This is a genomic window from Streptomyces phaeoluteigriseus (assembly GCF_001896135.2).
In the GTDB taxonomy this organism is placed as follows: domain Bacteria; phylum Actinomycetota; class Actinomycetes; order Streptomycetales; family Streptomycetaceae; genus Streptomyces; species Streptomyces phaeoluteigriseus.
In genome coordinates this window covers 11,881-28,785 of record NZ_MPOH02000003.1, presented here as the reverse complement: position 1 = coordinate 28,785, position 16,905 = coordinate 11,881, and the positions used below count along the sequence as shown (strand labels likewise).

The following is a 16,905-nucleotide window of genomic DNA, read 5'->3' as shown; positions in this document are numbered from 1 at the left end:
GTGACGTGCATCCAGCAGACGATCACCGAGGACCAGTGGCACAAGGCCAAGCTGATCTGGGACTACCACCAGATGGGCCACGGCCTGGCCCCGGTGGACGTCGCAATCGGACTGGGCAGCCACGACCTCGGAGTCGCCGCGGCCACCGCCGACCTCTATCGCACCGGCCTGTTCCCGGTCCTCGTGTTCACCGGCGGCAACAGCCCCACCACCGCCAAGGTGTTCCCTCGCGGCGAGGCCGTCCACTTCCGCGAGCACGCCCTCGAACTCGGCGTCCCCGACGACGCGATCCTCGTCGAGCCGAACGCCGCCAACACCGGCCAGAGCATCACCCTCAGCCGAGAACTCCTGGCCGCGAACGGCATCACCCCGAAGACCGTCCTTTTGGTCTCCAAGCCGTATATGGAGCGACGGTCCTTCGCCACCGCCCGCAAGCTGTGGCCCGAGGTCGAGATCATCTGTGCCTCGGAGCCGCTCGAGCTGGACGACTACCTTAAGAGCATCGGCGACGAGAAGCTCGTCCTCGACATGCTCGTCGGTGATCTCCAGCGGGTGATCGAATATCCGAAGAACGGGTTCGCCATCCCCCAGGATGTCCCGGAGGACGTGCATGACGCGTACGAATCCCTCATCCACGACGGCTTCACCAGCCGCCTCATCTCCTGACGTCCCAGTTCCCGGGAGGCTGTGTGCCATCCACCAGCCCAATCTGTTCCCTCGGCTGACGACACTGGCCAAACTGTTCGCGGCGGATACCTGGATCGTCCTCGACGACGTCCAGTTCACCCGCCGCGACTACCAGCACCGCGCCCCCCTCGCGGCCCCCGGAGACGCACAGGCATCACGGTGGATGTCGATCCCGACTCACCTGCCCCAGGGCCGACAGACACTCATCCGTGATGCCCTGATAGTTGACCCCGACCTTGCCCTTCGCCGAAGCACGGCCATGCTTCAGCAGTACTACGGAGCCAGCCCGCACTGGCCCACCCTCGCCCAGGCGCTGGAGCCGATGGCGGCCGCCTTCGGCAGCAGCCGGACCGCAGCCGTCGCCGAGACGTCCACCCCGGATCTTGCTGGACCTCCTCGGCTGGAAGGGCCAGATCCTCCGCAGCAGCGACCTTCGCTCCAGGCCGGGCCGGTCCCAGCGGCTCACCGACCTCACCACCGCCGTCGGCGCACGCTCGTATCTCTGCGGAACCGGCGGCATGAAGTATCTGGACATGGCCCCTTTCATGACTCAGGGGATCGCCATCACCCCGTTCCTGACTCCGCCTGCCGGGGTTTGGGCTTCCGGCCACCGGATCACTGTCGTGTGGGCCCTGGCGACGCTCGGCCCCACCGCCGTGGCGGGGCGACTGCAAGCCGTCGCCGCGGCCCAAACCGCGCTGGCGACGACCGTCTGAGCATTCTTATCTGTAGCTCCCCAACCCTCGAGGGGAAGAGGAATTTGCTCAGCCGCGTACGGCTTCATCGGACCCTGGCAAGATCTTCGTTCGTCCGGGAGCTGTCCCACTACCTCTCCGAGCACCCTGGCGAGCAGATGGCACTGATGCCGGTCTATGACGCCGCCCGCGACCACGCTCAGCACGGGACCCGTACCCACAGCCGGCGCTGCCCCCTCGTGACGGCGGGTGCGGTCGTCGTCGATGAACGCGACCGCGTCCTCCCTCTGCGGCACGAAAGCGCCTTCGTCCTCGCGGAGGCGGAGCCGGAGGAACAGGACGACTCGCTCGGCGGAGCGGCCTTGCGCCTGTTGGCCGAGACGGTCGGTATCCGCGAGGTGTGGACGGAACCCGATGCCGAGGGCCCGGTCCTGATCGACGTGACCAGACCGGGGCAGCACAGGTATGGCCCCCGCCTCCGGATCGGCTTCCGGTACGGCATGAGGGTCGGCCGGAGTGCTGTCCGGGCAGCGAGGCACCGCGGTGTCCGTCCTTACTTCGACGGGGCCTGTGGGCGGCCCATGCCTAGCCTGAACGTGATGCTCTCACGGTCCGACGCTCCCGGCGGCCCGCTCATGACCGGCCCGTCGCAGGGCGGCAGCGCGGGTGGCGTGGCTTCGCGGCGGCGCTCAGGGCGGGTCCCGCCTCGATCGCGGCCGGCGCATCGTCCGGGACGACTCGAGTGCATGGCGTGGCTACCGCAGAAGCAGTCCGAGGTGGCGGCCTCGCCGTGAGGCCGGCCGCACTCCGGGCTTACGGGGCGCGCCTGGGTCAGTACGGCGCGGGCCAGGGCTGGAAGAACCGACGTGGTCGGGCAGGTCTGGGAAGGCAGCGGTCGCGATGTCCGGCCACTGGTCCAGCACGATTCCGCCGACGGCACGGGTCAGGGCCGGTTTGCCGGGTGGGCCTGAACGTCGACTCTTCACGATCTACACACACTGTCACCATCTACTGATCACATTCGGTATGCTCCGTGCGCTCTATTCGCACCACTGAGGGGGGATTCCTCATGCGTATGCGCCACGCGCTGGCCGCCGTTGCCGCGGCCGTCTCGGTCGCCGCCGTCACCGCCGGCCGGCCCAGGCCGCCGAATACACGTCCGCGCTGAAGGTCAAGGGCGTCCAGTACGACGCCCCCGGCACCGACTCCAACCGGTGCTCCGGCGGCAACACCAAGAACGAGTACCTGACCATCAAGAACTACTCGCGCACCGCGAAGGTCAACCTCAAGGGCTACGTCGTCAAGGACGCCGCCGGCAACAAGTACACCTTCACCGCCAACCACACCCTCGAGCCCGGCGACTACGTCAAGCTCCGCGGCGGCAAGGGCACCAACTCCGACGCCGGCAACGTCGTCTACCGCCAGAACTGCAACTTCATCTGGAACAACGACAAGGACACCATCTACCTCCTCAAGCCCGGCGGCGCCAAGGCCGACGTCCACTCCTACACCAAGCGCGCCAACGACCCCGACGGCAACGGCTACATCAACTACCACGGCTAACCAGCCCCAGACAGCCCTGTGCCCTTCCCGGCCATCCGGAGGAGGGCACTTCCGTGTTCACCCACCCCCCTGCAGGTGAGCAGCGCGCCCGCCCCCCGGAATGAGGGGCGGGCGCGCCGCTGCCTGTGCGGGCCGGTGGACTTACGCGTCAGTCAGCTGTGCCCGGGGGTGGTGTCAGCGGTGGCCGCCGTGGTGGCGGGGGCCCCAGGACTCCTTGTCGACGATGCGGTCGTGGTGGTTGCGCAGAGTGGCGGCGTCGGAGCGGTTGTCCCAGATGTGCCAGCTGCGGTCCTGGTAGAGGTCGGTGCGAGTGTCGCGGCCCTCGCCGGTGTGGATGCGCACCGTGGCGCGGCCGGCGAGGCGGTAGTGGTCGAAGGTGTAGGTGTGGCCGTCCGCGTCCGACAGCGTCCAGCCGTCCAGGTTGACGGCGCGGCGGGTGGTGTTGGTCAGCTCCACCCATTCCTTGTTCAGCGAACGGTTGGTGCGGGTGTCCCGGCCCGGCGCGTCGTACTGAACGGCGCTGATCTCTACCTTGGGCCGGTCCGGCGTACGGTCTGCGGCCGACGCCGGCAGCGCCACCGCTCCGACGACAGCGGCGGCAGCGAGCGAGGCGGCAGCCAGGCGACGAGCGGTGAAAGCGGAAGAAGACACAAGGCCCCCTGCAGTACGGGCACCCCTCCCCCACGCCGACATTGTCGTGGTGGAGGTTGGTTGGTGCGATGTGCGGGTGGCGGCCGATCGGCCGCGCACTCACACCCTGGCCACTGTGCACAAAAGGTGAACGCGTTACGCGCACCTCGTTACGAATCACCCACATTGCTGTGACACTCACATGCAATGTTCATATATGACATGGATGCACCATGTTGACGGTTTGTTGGCAGACAGAGCCTTGGCCGCCCTGACCCCTCCGCCTCAGCAACTCCGCTACGCCACCCCAGCCGCGGCCAGACCCTCACCCGAAAGTGCGTAACAGCGGCGCAGGTGCCCCTCCCAGGCGCGGACATGACCGAAGGCATTGGAGGCCTTGAGCTCGCCGTCTCTGGGACCGTCACGTGCGTCATCACCGACACCGTCTCGGTCCCGCGGCCTGGGCCGCTCGTCGGACCAGACGATGAGCCGCCGATGACGCCAACGGCATGACATCCACCTCCGGCCGCAACCACCACGAGGTCCGCGCGACTCCCCAACGGCACAACCGCACGCCGCTGGCGAGGAGATCCCCATGAGCACCACCGCCCTCGAGCACCACGCGCCCTACGCATACGTCGACCCCTACGCTGTCGACACCACCGGCGACTACTGGCCCGCCCCTGTCCACACCTACCTCGACACGGACTACCTGCTGGCACCGCCCAACCCCGCCGAACGGCTCAGCTACACCATCGACCCACGCGACCGGCACCGCCTCGACCTGCACGCAGCACTGACCGCAGCCGGCATCCCGCCACGCCCCGAAGACCGCGACGCCATCGACCAACTCAGCAGCCTGCCGGCCGGCATCAACGCCACCCTCCAACGCTGGCTCCACCACACCGCGTGAACCCACCAACTGCAGCTGCCCTATCCCTCCCCCGTCCATCGCGAGCCCGGGCGCACACCCGAGAAGCCTCTGCAGACACTGACCTGCCGTCCGCACGGGTGAAGCAACCGCCGAAGGCAGGACGGAACGCGGTCAGGACCACTACGAAGATCACCGACTGTTCGTGATCTCCGGAGGGAACCCCTGATGCGCCCCACCCGCGCCGCCGTCGCCGCCGCAGCCGTGTTCTCCGTGCTCGCCGCGCTGTTCACCCCGGCCACCGCACACGCCGCCGCCCCCGGCGACACCGTCACCCTGCCCGTCGACGACGCCCTGGCCGCACTCCCGGTCCGCGACGAGGACCGCACCGGATACGAGCGCACCAAGTTCCGGCACTGGACCGACGCCGACCACGACGGCTGCTCCACCCGCAACGAGGTCCTCCTCGAAGAGGCCGTCACCGCACCCGAACAGGGGACGAGGTGCCTGCTGGCCGGCGGATCCTGGTACTCCCCCTATGACGACACCTACTTCACCGTCGCCCGCGCCTTGGACATCGACCACATGGTTCCGCTGGCCGAAGCCTGGGGCTCCGGGGCCTCTGGCTGGAGCGCCGGTGAGCGGGAGGCGTACGCCAATGACCTCGGTGACACCCGCGCGCTGATCGCGGTGTCGGCTGCCTCCAACCGGTCCAAGGCCGACCAGGACCCGGCCACCTGGCAGCCCCCGGCCACCGGATATCGCTGCACCTACGCCACTGACTGGATCGCGGTGAAGACCCGCTGGGGCCTCGCCATCGACACCACCGAACAGGGCGCGCTCACCAGCATCCTCGTCGACTGCCCCAACACCCCCATCGAGGTCACCCGCGCCCGCTGACCGGACATCAGGTCGCCTCACCTGATCGGCAGCCGCAGCGCTACGGGCACGCCCGTGCGCAGGCACAGCTAAATGATCGAAGCTGTCGACAATTTCACTTGTCGACGAACCTGCCGACAAGTACTCTTGTCGCTATGGAATCCTCTCTGAACGACTTCTGGCGCGACGTCATGACCTTCCGGGAGCCCCCGTACCGGGCGCCCATCGACGACGAAATTCTTCGCCTGCAGGACCAGGTGGCGGAAGCTGCCCAGGAAATGGCCCGTGCGATCTCCACACGGGAATCCGCCTACCGCGCCGACGGACAGGAAGTCCCCAACGGCACCGCGCTCTCGCCGGACTGGCAACTCGCCCATCTGTACGCCCTTCACGAGATCGAGGGCATCGTCAGGAGGCTCGCTGACCGTGCGGCGCGTACCGCCGGCGGGACCGGAGCCAGCTACGCCCAGCTCGGGGCTGCCTGGGGGATCACCAAGCAGGCCGCGAGGCTGCGCTGGCCCGGCGCCGTACGCAGGCCCGACGACACCAGCGGAGAAGCGGCATCGTTCGAGCTGCGGCTCGACGGAGGCCTCGCCGAGATCAACCAACTCCCCGACGAGGGCGGCTTCATCTGGGAAGCCACCGGCGCCGACGGCACCAGCGGCCAGGCCAAGGAACCCTACGGAAACCGGATCCAAGCCGCCGCCCATGCCGGTGCCTTCCTGGCCCGGCACGCCACCCCGGCCGACGGGTCATATGCCGAGGATGCGGCACATGCCGGCTGCTTCGAACCCCACACCGGACCTGACGGCTCCATCGACTGCGACAGTCAGCCTCGGTGAAACCGGCCGGCAGAAGGACTGGGGGGCACCCCGATCGTGCCCACGGCGAGTAGACGATGACCGACCCGGCACCGTCTGACCGAGGCCGTATAAGGAGCGTCATGGACTTTCGACCCATCCCCCGCGAGCCCGATGCCTTCCAGCAGTCCGTCACGGCCGACGACATCCAGGCGATGTGCCGTCGCGCCTTCGGCTCCACCGTGCAGGTCACCTCGGCGGTGGAGCTGGGCGGCGGCATGTACAACACCACCTACCGGATCGCCGCCAACGGCCTGGGTGCACCAGTCATCCTGCGCATCGCCCCGGCCCCGGGACGCCAGTTCGTCTCCGAGTACCAGCTGATGCGCAACGAGTACGCGACCGTGCCCTACCTCGCTCCCATCGCGGACCTGATTCCGCGGGTGCTGTTCGCCGACTGGTCGCAGGAGATCACAGGCCGGGACTGGATGGTGCAGAGCCACCTCGACGGAGCGCCCGCCCCCGACCGCCTCGGCGACTACCCCCGCACCCTGTGGCCGGGCTACTTCGCCCAGCTCGGCACGATCGCGAAGGACGTCCATGCCGTACGGGGCCCGCACTTCGGCCACGTCGCCGGACCCGGCCATCCCACCTGGAGTGCAGCCGTCATCGCCTCCCTCTCCGCCATCGCCGACGACGTCAACTCCGTCAGCCTGGACGCCGCCGACGTGCGCAAGGTCGCCGACCTCGCCTCCGAGCACCGCAAGGTCCTGGACGAGATCACCCAACCCCGGCTGCTCACGGGCGACCTGTGGACCGTCAACACGATGCTCGCCGCCGCACCCACTCCGGTGATCAGCGGTGTACTCGACCTGGACCGGACCCTGTTCGGCGACCCGGCTGCCGACTGGACCATCCGCATGGCCAGCGCCAAGCAGGACGAGCGCACGGCGTTCTGGGACACCTACGGGCCCCGCGCCGCCACTTCGGCCGATGCCTGGCGGGCACTCGTCTACGAGGCGCGGCATCTGGGCGCGATCCGACTGGAGCGCCACCGCCTCCACAACACCGACGGCGTCCACAGCACGTACGACTCTATGGCCACCGTTCTGAGCCAGCTGACCTGACAACACCGCATCCCACACCCTGGAAGAGCGGTACGCCTTGCTCAGCTTCGTACAGCGGTGACGGCGACTCTGCGCAGCAGGTGCGCGGTGGGCAGCCGTCGCCGGGCCTCGCCCTGCAGTCCGGCCAGGGCTGTACCGCTGTCCGCAGCGGGACCATCCCCGCGGGCGCAGGGGACCAGCCGTTTGCGGACCGGTTCGTCGATGTCGGGGCCATCTCCGTGGGTGGCGGGGAGCAGCCGAGGTCGAGGACCCGCCAGCGCGTTCAGGAGACCATCCCTGCGGTAGGGGCGCACAGCCGATCGTGTCGGGCTTCCTCGATCAACCTGGTGGATCATTCCCGTACGGGATCGAACACGGGTTGGTGGTGGTCCCTGCCTGCGCGGGGAATCGGTCGATGTCTTCGTGTGCATCTGGCCGATCTCCGCTGGAGGCGCGGAGAATATGTCCGGCCGGAATCGGGGAGTCCGCGGTGTGGATATTACTTACGTACGAGGACGAGGCCAACTCCGTAGGAGCGAGCTTTCCCTAGACCTTCGGTGAGGGTATGGACGAAGGTGGCTGGGTCGGTGACAGTGAGCTGTCCTCGGACTTCGGCTCGGACGACCTTCAGGCCGTTCTTCTCGGTGGAGACGAGTGGCGGCAGCATTGTGGTCGTGATGCGGGTGGGATCAGCGTCGGCCCCGATCCGCTTGATGCCGGATGGCCCGATGGGGGGCTCGCCTTCGGCTTGGAGGCGCTGCGTGAACCACTCGGCTGCGTGGCGGGGGGACGTGCTGGCCATGCGTCGTCCGCGTTGGCCCTTCTTCGGGCCGGTGGTGGGCATGACGGCCCGGATGGGGTTGATGATTGCGCGGAAGGTGTAGGTGTCGCCGGCCTTGATGGTCTGGTCGACTTTGATCAGGTGGGGGGCTTGCAGGAGCGCGGTGCGCGGGACGGGGGTCCAGTCGGGGGTGACACGGGCCTGGGTGATGAGGGTCAGGGTCTGGGTGCGCAGGTTGACCGTCCAGGCGGAGAGTAGACCCATCTGTGAGCGGGCGTCGTCTTCACCTTCGGGCACCCAGCCTCGGTGGCCGCTCATGACGAGGCGGTGCATGTCGTGGACGTCGTTCATGGAGCGGATGACGTCGGGATGGCGGGTGTCGAGGGTGAGGACACTTTGAGTGGCGACGAAGCGCGTGGGTGTGCTCACGGGGTGGGCGTCCATTCGATGCTCGGGGTCGGCGTGATGCGGGTGCGGGTTTCCCAGCGGGTGGCGTGGGTGCGGTGGTCGGGGTGGAAGGTGACGGGTTGGTCGTCTGTGGGGGTGGCGCGGGGGGTGCCGGGGGGCGCGTCGATCCAGGCCCAGGGGCGTTGGGTGGTGGCTTCGGGGAGGAGGGGGGCGTGAGTGAGGGCGTGTTCGAGGGTGCCGGGGTGGACTCCGCCGGAGAGGTCGCCGGTGGGTGGGCAGGACTTGCGGCCGAGCCAGAGGAGTCGGCGGGGATGTTCCAGATGGTGGGAAATGGTGTCGAGGAGGCTGGTGTCGTGGTGTTCGACGGCGGCGACGAAAGCTGCGTCGGCGAGGTACCAGCGTTCGCTGACGGCGGGGTGGCGCAGGACGGCTTTCGCTGCAGTGTGGAGGTGGCCGGTGCCGGGGTCGGGTTCGATGTACTTGGGGGCTCCGTACCAGCCGTCGATGAGGTGCTGGCCGAAGTGGGGGCCGGTGGCGTCTTCCAGGGAGGTTGTTCTGGCGGCGCGGTGGTGGTCGGTGACGAGGTCGCGGGGGCGCAAGGGATAGGGGCCTCCGCCCGCTACGTGGAAGTCGCGGTAGGGGGTGCCGGGGCGGTCGGCGCGGACGCCGAAGCGGAGTTCGGTGAGCTGGCCGAGTGGTTCTTCGCGGTCGTGGCCGAGGGCGGCGGCGATGAGGCCAATGACCGCTGATTTGGTGGGCCGCATGTGTGTGGCGCGGCGTTCGAAGGCGCCGGAGGTGCCCCAGGCTTGGAGGGGGGCTGCGAGGCGGATGAGAAGCGTGGCCGCTTCCCTGCTTGCGCGGGGAGTGGTGGTGTTCATGCGGTGAGTTGCTCCAGGGTTGTGACCTCGGCGGCGGGGAGAGTGCCGTCGGCGGCGAGCTGGTCGATGAGTTCTTGGATGTCGAGGTCGTAGGTGAGGAGACGGCCGGGGGTGGCGTCGGTGCGCTTGGTGGTGACGAGGCGGTGGTGGTCGAGGAGCCTTTTGGCGCCGGCGAGGGCGGCCGGCCCGTCGGAGGTCTCATCGATGTGGCGCTGGAAGGCGGCGGCGTAGAAGTAGGGGCGGGCGCCTTCGTGGGCCAGGACGAGGTTGGGGAGCGTGCCGGTGGATGCAGTGGAATTGGTCTTGGCGCGGGGGACGGCGTCCACGAAGGCCTGGATGAATTCCGCTTCGGCGGCCTGGGCGGCGGTCTCGGCTTCGTCCGTGGGCATGCCGGCAGCTCGGAGGTTGACGCGGAGCTTGTACCGGTCGAGGGCGGCGTGGCGGTAGAAGGTCCCGGAGATGAGTGACTGATAGCCGGTCATACCCGCGCCGGCGTTGTCGGCGGCGTCGAGGAAGTCGAGCGCGTTCTCGCGGCGTTCGAGCTTGGCGTCATCGGCGGCGGCGTAGAAATCGTCAATGTGTTCGGCTGGGGCGATGGTGAATGCCCAGGAGTGTTGAGCGGCGCCGTCCACGGTGCGTAGCTCGGCAACTTCGGCGAGGAAGCGGCCGAAGACGGTGATGTCGATGGCGTCGCGGGGGGCGAAGGCGGTGAGGATGCCGGTGCGGAGTTCCTTGGGAAGTGGCGGAACCTTGGTTTCCTCTTCCCTGCTGTCCTTGGTGGCGGGCTCGGCCGGTGCGTCGGCGTCAGGAGTGGCGGCCTTCTTTCGGGCGCTCTTCGCGTTTTTCTTGGCTTCTTCCTTCGCTGCGGCTTCTGTTTTGGCGGCCGTGTATTTGGTCAGCCACGTGTGGAAAGCGTCGGCGTGGGTGTTGAGGTGTTCGGCGATTCGGTCTCCGGAGTCCTCGGGTGCGTAGAAGAGGACCTTGGTGAGGTGGGTGGTGGAGTCCTTCTCGCCGAACTTCAGGCCGAGTCCTTCGAGTGCGGCCTTGGCGGCGTAGATGGCCTCGTCGGTTTCCCAGTCGTAGTTCTTCACCAAGGCGTCTCGGGTGAACAGGGCCCATTCACGGGTGCGCCTGCCGCTGCTGTAGGAGGCAAGGGGGCCTTCGCCCTGGTTGGCGCGGTGGCGGGAGTGGGTGCGTTCGGCGCGGCGGCGGGCCTGGGCGGAGATGGCGGTACGTTCGGCGCCGCCGTAGACGAACGCTTTGGGCTGGCCGTTTTCGTCGCGGACGGGGAGGGCGGCGGCGAAGGTCTCCAGGGCGTGCAGGGACAGGTACTGGGGCTTGCTGATGCTCACTTGGCGGCTCCGGTCGTGCGGTTGGCGGTGCGGTGGCGGGTGTAGAAGTCGTCACCCCACGTGTGAGCGGTGGGGCGTCCGCGTTCGGTCCATTGAGTGAGGTCGGTGATGAGCTGGGCCCACGAGGGGGGTGTGGTCTCGCCGGCGCGGATGCGTTCGATGGCGTGCTGGAGGTGGCGCCAGGGAATCTGTCGGGCCGGGAGAATGCGCATCATGAGGCGTTCGGCGCCGGGGTTGGAGGGGCCTCGGGCTCCGCCGTAGCCGATGGAGCGGATGGCGGTGCCCATGCTGCGGTAGCCGTAGTGGGGTTTGGTTCTGCCTGCGTGGTAGCGGGCGAAGAGGAAGCCGACCTGCCGGTACAGGGCCCGGTGTTCTTCGGTGGGCGCATAAGCGCGGGCTTCGTAGTGCGTGGGGCTTTCGGCGGTCGCCGGACGGCGCAGGTCGGCCAACTTGCCGTACTGGTGAGTGTGAACGAGGCTGCCCAGCCAGGCCACGTACTGTTGTTGCGGCGTGGCCGTGGGTCCGGCGGCGGGGGCTGTCTGTTCAGTATCGGGTGGGGGGCTGGGGTTGGGGGTCTCGAAGAGAGGCAGAGTCATGCGGCCTGCTCCTTTCTCAGGTATGCGGGGGCTTTGCGGGGGTTGTTGAGGATGCTTTCGAGTAGTTCGCGGGCTTCGGTGGAGGCTTTGTGGCCCTGGCTGCTCGGGGGCAGGGAGCGGAGTCGTTCGGTGAGGAAGCGTTCGGCGTTCGAGCGGACCTCTGTGGCGTAGGTGGTGAGGGCCTCGGGCACAGGGGCGCCTTCGGCGGTCTCGTCCAGCAGTTCGTGGAACAAGGGTTCAGTCGCGGCGAAGTGTTCGCCGGCGGCTTTGAAGCGGGCCAACTGCTGCTGCTTGTCGGCCGGCTTTGAGTTCGGGTAGGCGATCCGCCACGCGGCGTAGGCGGCGTCGTCCAGGGCTGTGCCGACGTACTCGGCGATGGCGCAGCCTTCTTCGGACGCCTGGCGCAGGGCGGTCTCGCGGCCGGGAATGTAAGGGAAGGCGTCGTTGACCCAGGCGATGAGCTTGCCCGGCCTGGCGAGGAGGCCGACGGTCCACAAGGTGGCGCGGTGGTTTTCGGGCAGCGTGGCGAGGCGCCCGTAGAGGTCCATGCCCTTTTCCCGACGTGTGGTGGCCGCGTACAGGGAATGGGCTTCTCGCCACAGGGCCCGCGCGGAGGATGCCTTGAGGGGAGCACCCTTTTCCATCACGGCGTCCTGGAAAGCGCTGACATGGGTGAGGTCCACGATGTCGCCGGCGCCCATGAGGACACGGTCGACACCCCAGCTGCCGTCGGGCAGCCGGGCAGGACGGGTGAGGATGGACCGGCCCAGAATGCTGTGCAGGTCGGCGGGACCGTCGGGGAAACGGGCGGCAGGCTTGGCGGTGAAGGAGCGTCGCGGCCGGTCGGTCCAGGTGTAGTTGAAGCTGCCGGGATCGCCGTCGTGGGGGTGCAGGCTCAGCCGGAGCGTGTCGCCGAGGGTTCGGCCGAGCGCGGTGACGTGGACCCGTTGCCCGCCCCGGCACATGGCCTGGTTGTTGAGGGCGGCGCCGAGGAGGTTGCCGGGGATCATGCCCCGGCCGCCGTTGCCGCAGACGTGCTGGGTGATGACGGCCACGAATGCATCGGCCGCGGCGAAGGGCTCCCCGTGGTGGAGGTGGTGGCGGTCGAAAAGTTGCACGTAGTCGCCGACGTGCTGCATGACGATCTGTGAGGTGCCGACGCCATGTTGGCTCATGAACGGGGCCAGCAACGCGTTCTGGAACAGCGGCCGCTCCGGGTGGAAGAAATTCCATTGTTCGTCCGGCTGCCGCCTGAGCCAGTCGGCGACGTCGGTGAACGGTCGGCGGCCGGTGACCCAGGTCCGCCACTCGTTGCTGGTCTCCGGGTAGACGTCGGCCGCGTATGAGACGGCCTTGAGCAGCTCGAGCATGGCGAGGGTCTCGCCGGGGTGGCGCCCGGCCACGCCCTGGTAGTCGTCGGCTCTCTCGAATGCCTCGATGAGGCCGAGACGGGCGGACAGACCGGCCGTTGTCAGTGCCGCAAGGCAAGGTTGGGTGCGGGGATCCCAGTACGGAACCACGTCACCTCCTTCAGGTGTATCTCATCGTGTGCATCGTTGACTGGCGTGATGAAGTGGTCAACGACGCTAGCAGCGCAGGGAGTTGATGGTGAGCCGTTTTGAACAGTTACTCCGAGCCGTGGTATTGGCGTGGGGCAAGACCGACCAGAGTGGTGACAGTGCCCGGCGCGGCGACCCGGCGTGGACACCGCTGCTCGCTCACCTCCTGGACGTCGCTGCTACAGCGGGCGTCCTGTGGGACCGGCACCTTCCCCCGCACATCTGCCGACGGCTCACCGAAGCCTTCGGCGCCGGGAACGAGGCAACCGCCCGGCAGGTGGTGATGCTGCTGGCAGCCCTCCACGATCTCGGGAAGGCGTCCGACTGCTTTCTCGGGCAGTGGCAGCACGGCCGGGGAAACCTCCAGTCGAAACTGCTGGCGAAGGCGTGGGAGGAACAGGCCCGTACAGCAGGTCTGCCTCTGGGCGACGACTTGGCCCGCGCCTTCTACGCCCGGCACGAGCACATCACCGCCGTAGCGCTGCCCCAGCTGCTGGGCTGCCCGTGCCCGGAGTGCGGCGGCACCGGCGAGCGCCATGCAGGGCTGCATGATGCCGGGGTGCTCCTGGGCGGCCATCACGGACACATCCCGAACCCGGAGACTGTCGAGCGGGCCCGGGGAGCCGCGCCGGCCGCACAATGGGGAGACGTACACGCAGCGATCGTGCAGACAGTGGCTGACGCGGTCGGACTCGACCTCGGCACCCTGGTACAGGTGGTCGATCCGGTGCGGCCCTCAGCACGGGTCGCATTCCTGTACCTGGTGTACCTGGCGGACTGGGTCGCCTCCGACACGGAGTTCTTCCGCTTCCGTGTCCACACCACGCCGGTCACCGACTGGTGGCAGGCCTCCGTCCAGGAGGCCAACCAAGCGGTGCGGGTCCGGCGGCTCGCCCGCTGGCAGGCACGACCCATGACGTGGGCCCAGATGTGGCCCGACACCCCGCTGCCGCGCACGTTCCAGGCCGCGGGCATGCGCCTCGTACCGACCGAAGGGCAGGCCATGATCGTGGTGGAGTCGGACACCGGCTCCGGTAAGACGAGGCTGGCACTATGGATGGCCCACCACCTGGCACGTACGTGCGGATACAGCGGCCTGTACATGGCGCTGCCCACGAGAGCGGCCGGCAACCAAGTCGCCAAGGAGCTACGGAAGTTTCTGCAGACCGTCCTGGCACCAGGGGATGTACGCGACATGGCGCTCGTGCACGGCACGGCCCAGGCCACAGATCTCGTCCACCAGCTGGTCGACGCACACCAAACGCACGGGGATGCGCTGACCGACCTGACCAGTGCAGTGGAGACGGCCACCTGCACCGACGGCAGCGGCCTGGCAGTACTGGACCCGTGGTACCTGCGGCGCTGCCTGGCTCTGGTAGCCGGATTCGGGGTCGGCACAGTCGACCAGATCGCTCTCGCACCGCAAGGCTCACGACACTGGGCACTGCGACTGGGGGCACTGATGTGCAAGGTCGTCATCATCGACGAGGCACACGCCTACGAACTCTTCCAGCAGAACCTTCTGAGCGCCGCTGTGGAGTGGCTGGCAGAGGGCGGGGCATCGCTGGTAGTGCTGTCGGCGACACTCCCCCGCAGCATCCGAGACGAACTGACGGCTGCCTGGCGGCGCGGCCTCGGAGCGACCGGAGACGATGACGGAAGCCAGGGGATCACCGTGGTGGACCACCATGGCCGGCTCCGCCGCGGCGGCCCCCTCGCCGAAAATCCCGAGACGCCAAAGCTGCTGACGGACATCCAACTGAGCAAGGACTCAGGCGACAGGAACCTCGTCGCCGCGCTCCTGGACCGGGCACGCAGTGGCGGATGCGTCGTGGTCCGCAGCACGCGGGTCGACCCGTGCCGCTCCCGCTACCGCGAAGCGGTACGACTCGCCCGCGCAAGCGGCTGGCAGCCGGACGAGATCCTCATCCTGCACGGAATGCTGCTCCCCCGGCACAGGCTGCTGCTCGAAGCCCGGCTCGCCAACATCCTCGGACCCGGCACCGAAGGCAAGCGCAACCCCAACCGCCCCAACCGCCTACTGGTGTTCGCGACAGGGGTGATCGAACAATCCCTGGACCTGGACTTCGACCACGGTGTCACCGACCTGTGCCCCATCGACGTTGCCGTACAGTTCCGCGGCCGCATCCACCGGCACGCCGTCAACAACCCCCACCGGCCGTCCTGGTGCCGCACGGCACGCCTCACCATGCTGTGGCAGCCCGACCCAGACGGGCTGCCCATCGTGGAACCCCCCGACTTTGACGCCGGACGACCGATCGGGACCTACGACGGCCTGGTCTACGCCCCGTACGTCCTGGCGGCCAGCTGGCACATCCTCACTCAACGCCGTGACCGTGACGGTACGGTGCGGCTTCAGACCCCGCGTGACTCCGCATGGGCCTTGGAGAGCGTCTACGGCGCCCCCCTCCAGGCTGCCGGGGCGGTACAAGGGCTTCTCGACCGCACCCGCGCCGCATACCTGGACGCGCTCGCCGACGAGGCACTCCAGGCCGAAGCCCGCATCTTCCGTCCTTACACGCGCCGGCGGCGGACCCCGGTGGCCACCTACGACCTTGCCTCTGGCTACGCCCAAGGCGACGGCGACAATGGAGGCGTGACAGGGATCGCGGCCGTGTCCCGCCTCGGAGAGGAATCGGTCGACTGCCTGATCCTGTACCAGCAACCGGACGCCACCATCACCTACGACCACGAAGGCCTGCTGAAAGCCGACCTGGGCCAGCGCTCCCCCAGCCGAGACGTGATCGCCTACCGACGCCAGCAGAAAGACCTCCTCGCCAACACCCTCGCCATCCCCACACGCTGGTTCAACGGCCGACGCGGCCTCCCCCCAGCCACTGACTGGCCCAAGCACCCCCAGCCCGCTCTGAGGAACAAGCACGTCATCCTCGTGGCCCCGGACGGCACATGCCTCAGCGGCCCTGCCGGCAGGCTCCGCTACGACCACACCACCGGAATCGAGCGCACGTAACCAACCTCTCCCTATGATTACTTCACTGCACTAAGCAAGTTCGAACGTGCGTGTCATCCAACTCCCCGCGTCCAGCGGGGATGGCCCCACTCCCAGGGTCCAGCAGTACACCGGCCTGGCCTACTACCCCCGCGCCTGCGGGAATGGCCCTGGCCCTGGCCCCTTCGAGCGCGGCATCCTCACGTTCCGCACCTACTGCTCCCCGCACGCGCGGGGATGGCCCCGCGCCGGACAAGAAGAAGGTGACGGTCCAGGCGCCTGCTCCCCGCGCCCGCAGGGATGGTCCCACCGACGAGGAAACCGGCGCCGGCATGATCGGTTACTCCCCGCTCACGCAGGGATGGTCCCCGGAAGTAGGTGACACTGTCGCCGGTGCGGCTCTGCTCCCCGCACAATCGGGGATGCTCCCAGCGTCGACTGCCCGGTCACCGGTCGCGTCCCCTGCTCCCCGCGCGCGGGGATGGCCCCGACTACACCGAGGTGTTCGCCGATGAATGCGTGTGCTCCCCACGCCTGTGGGGATGACCACGAGATCCGCAGCAGTGCGTCGACCTGCTGCGCCGCTCCGCGCACGCACGGTGATGATCCCCAGGCGTATTCGTGGCTCCTCGAGCGGCGTCTGCGCCCCGCAGCGCGGGGATGGTCCGAAGACCAAGTCGAGGTGGTGGTGATGCGGACCCTGCTCCCCGCGCCCGCGGGGATGGCCCCGACTCGGCGTCGACGGCGGTGTCGCCGTTGATCTGCTCCCTGCGCTCGCGGGGATGGACCTCGGCGGTACGGCGGAGCTGCCCGACCGACCGAATGCTCCCCGCACGCGCGGGGGTGGTTGCACCGTGGTGGCCGGCGCCGTCACAACGGGCAAATGCTCCTTGCACCTGGGGAACGGCCCTTCGATGAGCTGATGGTGGCTGGTTGGTCGCTGCCCTCCCCCGGCGGGGCGGTACTGGTTGAGGACTTCTGCTGCCCGGCTTCGCCTACCCCCCCGTGACCAGCCGCTCTGCTCCCACCCTCTGGCAAATGCGGCCACCGTGTCATCGCCGGCGCGAGACCGTCGGGTATCGCTACAGCCACGCTCCCTCATTAGGGAGTTTGCCGTGTATGCCGGAGT

The 16,905-nt window shown here is 68.4% G+C and carries 13 protein-coding genes and 2 pseudogenes; 9 read left to right on the top strand and 6 right to left on the bottom strand.

Annotated elements, in window-relative coordinates; all coding sequences use genetic code 11:
• From BM536_RS01950 to BM536_RS01935, 4 genes and pseudogenes are all read left to right on the top strand, one after another.
• Entirely contained in the window at nucleotides 1–666 is a 666-nt protein-coding gene (locus BM536_RS01950; RefSeq protein WP_073491833.1) for a YdcF family protein, read from the top strand.
• Nucleotides 593–958 (top strand): annotated as a pseudogene (locus BM536_RS44215) (WbqC family protein); the annotation flags it as partial. The gene BM536_RS01950 and the pseudogene BM536_RS44215, both read left to right, overlap by 74 nt.
• Nucleotides 959–1,070: 112 nt before the next feature.
• Nucleotides 1,071–1,403: a WbqC family protein gene (locus BM536_RS44210; protein WP_342748767.1), complete on the top strand. Its 333-nt coding sequence runs from the start codon at nucleotides 1,071–1,073 to the stop codon at nucleotides 1,401–1,403.
• Nucleotides 1,404–2,451: 1,048 nt separating this feature from the next.
• Nucleotides 2,452–2,945: pseudogene (locus BM536_RS01935) on the top strand (lamin tail domain-containing protein).
• A 174-nt stretch (nucleotides 2,946–3,119) separates the two neighbouring features.
• Here the strand turns inward: BM536_RS01935 and BM536_RS01930 are convergent.
• Complete coding sequence (locus tag BM536_RS01930; RefSeq protein ID WP_425444593.1) at nucleotides 3,120–3,596, bottom strand: lamin tail domain-containing protein; 477 nt, start codon at nucleotides 3,594–3,596, stop codon at nucleotides 3,120–3,122.
• A gap of 574 nt (nucleotides 3,597–4,170) precedes the next feature.
• Between BM536_RS01930 and BM536_RS01925 the strand changes: the two genes are divergently transcribed.
• The 4 genes from BM536_RS01925 (at nucleotide 4,171) to BM536_RS01910 (ending at nucleotide 7,252) form a co-directional block, all read left to right on the top strand.
• Nucleotides 4,171–4,488: a hypothetical protein gene (locus BM536_RS01925; protein WP_073491829.1), complete on the top strand. Its 318-nt coding sequence runs from the start codon at nucleotides 4,171–4,173 to the stop codon at nucleotides 4,486–4,488.
• Between the two features lie 186 nt (nucleotides 4,489–4,674).
• Entirely contained in the window at nucleotides 4,675–5,346 is a 672-nt protein-coding gene (locus tag BM536_RS01920) for an HNH endonuclease family protein (RefSeq protein WP_094102426.1), read from the top strand.
• A gap of 134 nt (nucleotides 5,347–5,480) precedes the next feature.
• Nucleotides 5,481–6,167, top strand: a complete 687-nt coding sequence (locus BM536_RS41600) for a hypothetical protein (protein ID WP_073491827.1) — start codon at nucleotides 5,481–5,483, stop codon at nucleotides 6,165–6,167.
• A 101-nt stretch (nucleotides 6,168–6,268) separates the two neighbouring features.
• Nucleotides 6,269–7,252 carry a phosphotransferase family protein gene (locus tag BM536_RS01910; RefSeq protein ID WP_073491826.1) on the top strand — a complete coding sequence of 328 codons (984 nt, stop codon included), beginning with the start codon at nucleotides 6,269–6,271 and terminating at the stop codon, nucleotides 7,250–7,252.
• A gap of 478 nt (nucleotides 7,253–7,730) precedes the next feature.
• Here BM536_RS01910 and BM536_RS01905 read toward each other — a convergent pair whose 3' ends face one another.
• From BM536_RS01905 to BM536_RS01885, 5 genes are read right to left on the bottom strand one after another with little or no spacing between them, the layout of a single operon-like run.
• Nucleotides 7,731–8,441, bottom strand: coding sequence for a type I-E CRISPR-associated protein Cas6/Cse3/CasE (locus BM536_RS01905; protein WP_245873227.1), 711 nt, complete (start codon nucleotides 8,439–8,441; stop codon nucleotides 7,731–7,733).
• Nucleotides 8,438–9,298: a type I-E CRISPR-associated protein Cas5/CasD gene (cas5e, locus tag BM536_RS01900; RefSeq protein WP_073491824.1), complete on the bottom strand. Its 861-nt coding sequence runs from the start codon at nucleotides 9,296–9,298 to the stop codon at nucleotides 8,438–8,440. Before cas5e ends, BM536_RS01905 begins: the two co-directional genes overlap by 4 nt.
• On the bottom strand, nucleotides 9,295–10,650 hold the full coding sequence (locus BM536_RS01895; RefSeq protein WP_073491823.1) for a type I-E CRISPR-associated protein Cas7/Cse4/CasC: 1,356 nt from the start codon (nucleotides 10,648–10,650) through the stop codon (nucleotides 9,295–9,297). The genes cas5e and BM536_RS01895 overlap by 4 nt, the downstream gene beginning before the upstream one ends.
• Nucleotides 10,647–11,246 carry a type I-E CRISPR-associated protein Cse2/CasB gene (gene casB, locus BM536_RS01890; RefSeq protein ID WP_073491822.1) on the bottom strand — a complete coding sequence of 200 codons (600 nt, stop codon included), beginning with the start codon at nucleotides 11,244–11,246 and terminating at the stop codon, nucleotides 10,647–10,649. The genes BM536_RS01895 and casB overlap by 4 nt, the downstream gene beginning before the upstream one ends.
• Nucleotides 11,243–12,766, bottom strand: coding sequence for a type I-E CRISPR-associated protein Cse1/CasA (locus BM536_RS01885; RefSeq protein ID WP_245873226.1), 1,524 nt, complete (start codon nucleotides 12,764–12,766; stop codon nucleotides 11,243–11,245). Before BM536_RS01885 ends, casB begins: the two co-directional genes overlap by 4 nt.
• Before the next feature lie 118 nt (nucleotides 12,767–12,884).
• On the opposite strand from BM536_RS01885, the gene cas3 reads away from it, so the two are divergent.
• On the top strand, nucleotides 12,885–15,797 hold the full coding sequence (gene cas3 / locus BM536_RS01880; RefSeq protein ID WP_158086481.1) for a CRISPR-associated helicase Cas3': 2,913 nt from the start codon (nucleotides 12,885–12,887) through the stop codon (nucleotides 15,795–15,797).
• The last annotated feature ends 1,108 nt before the right edge of the window (nucleotides 15,798–16,905 follow it).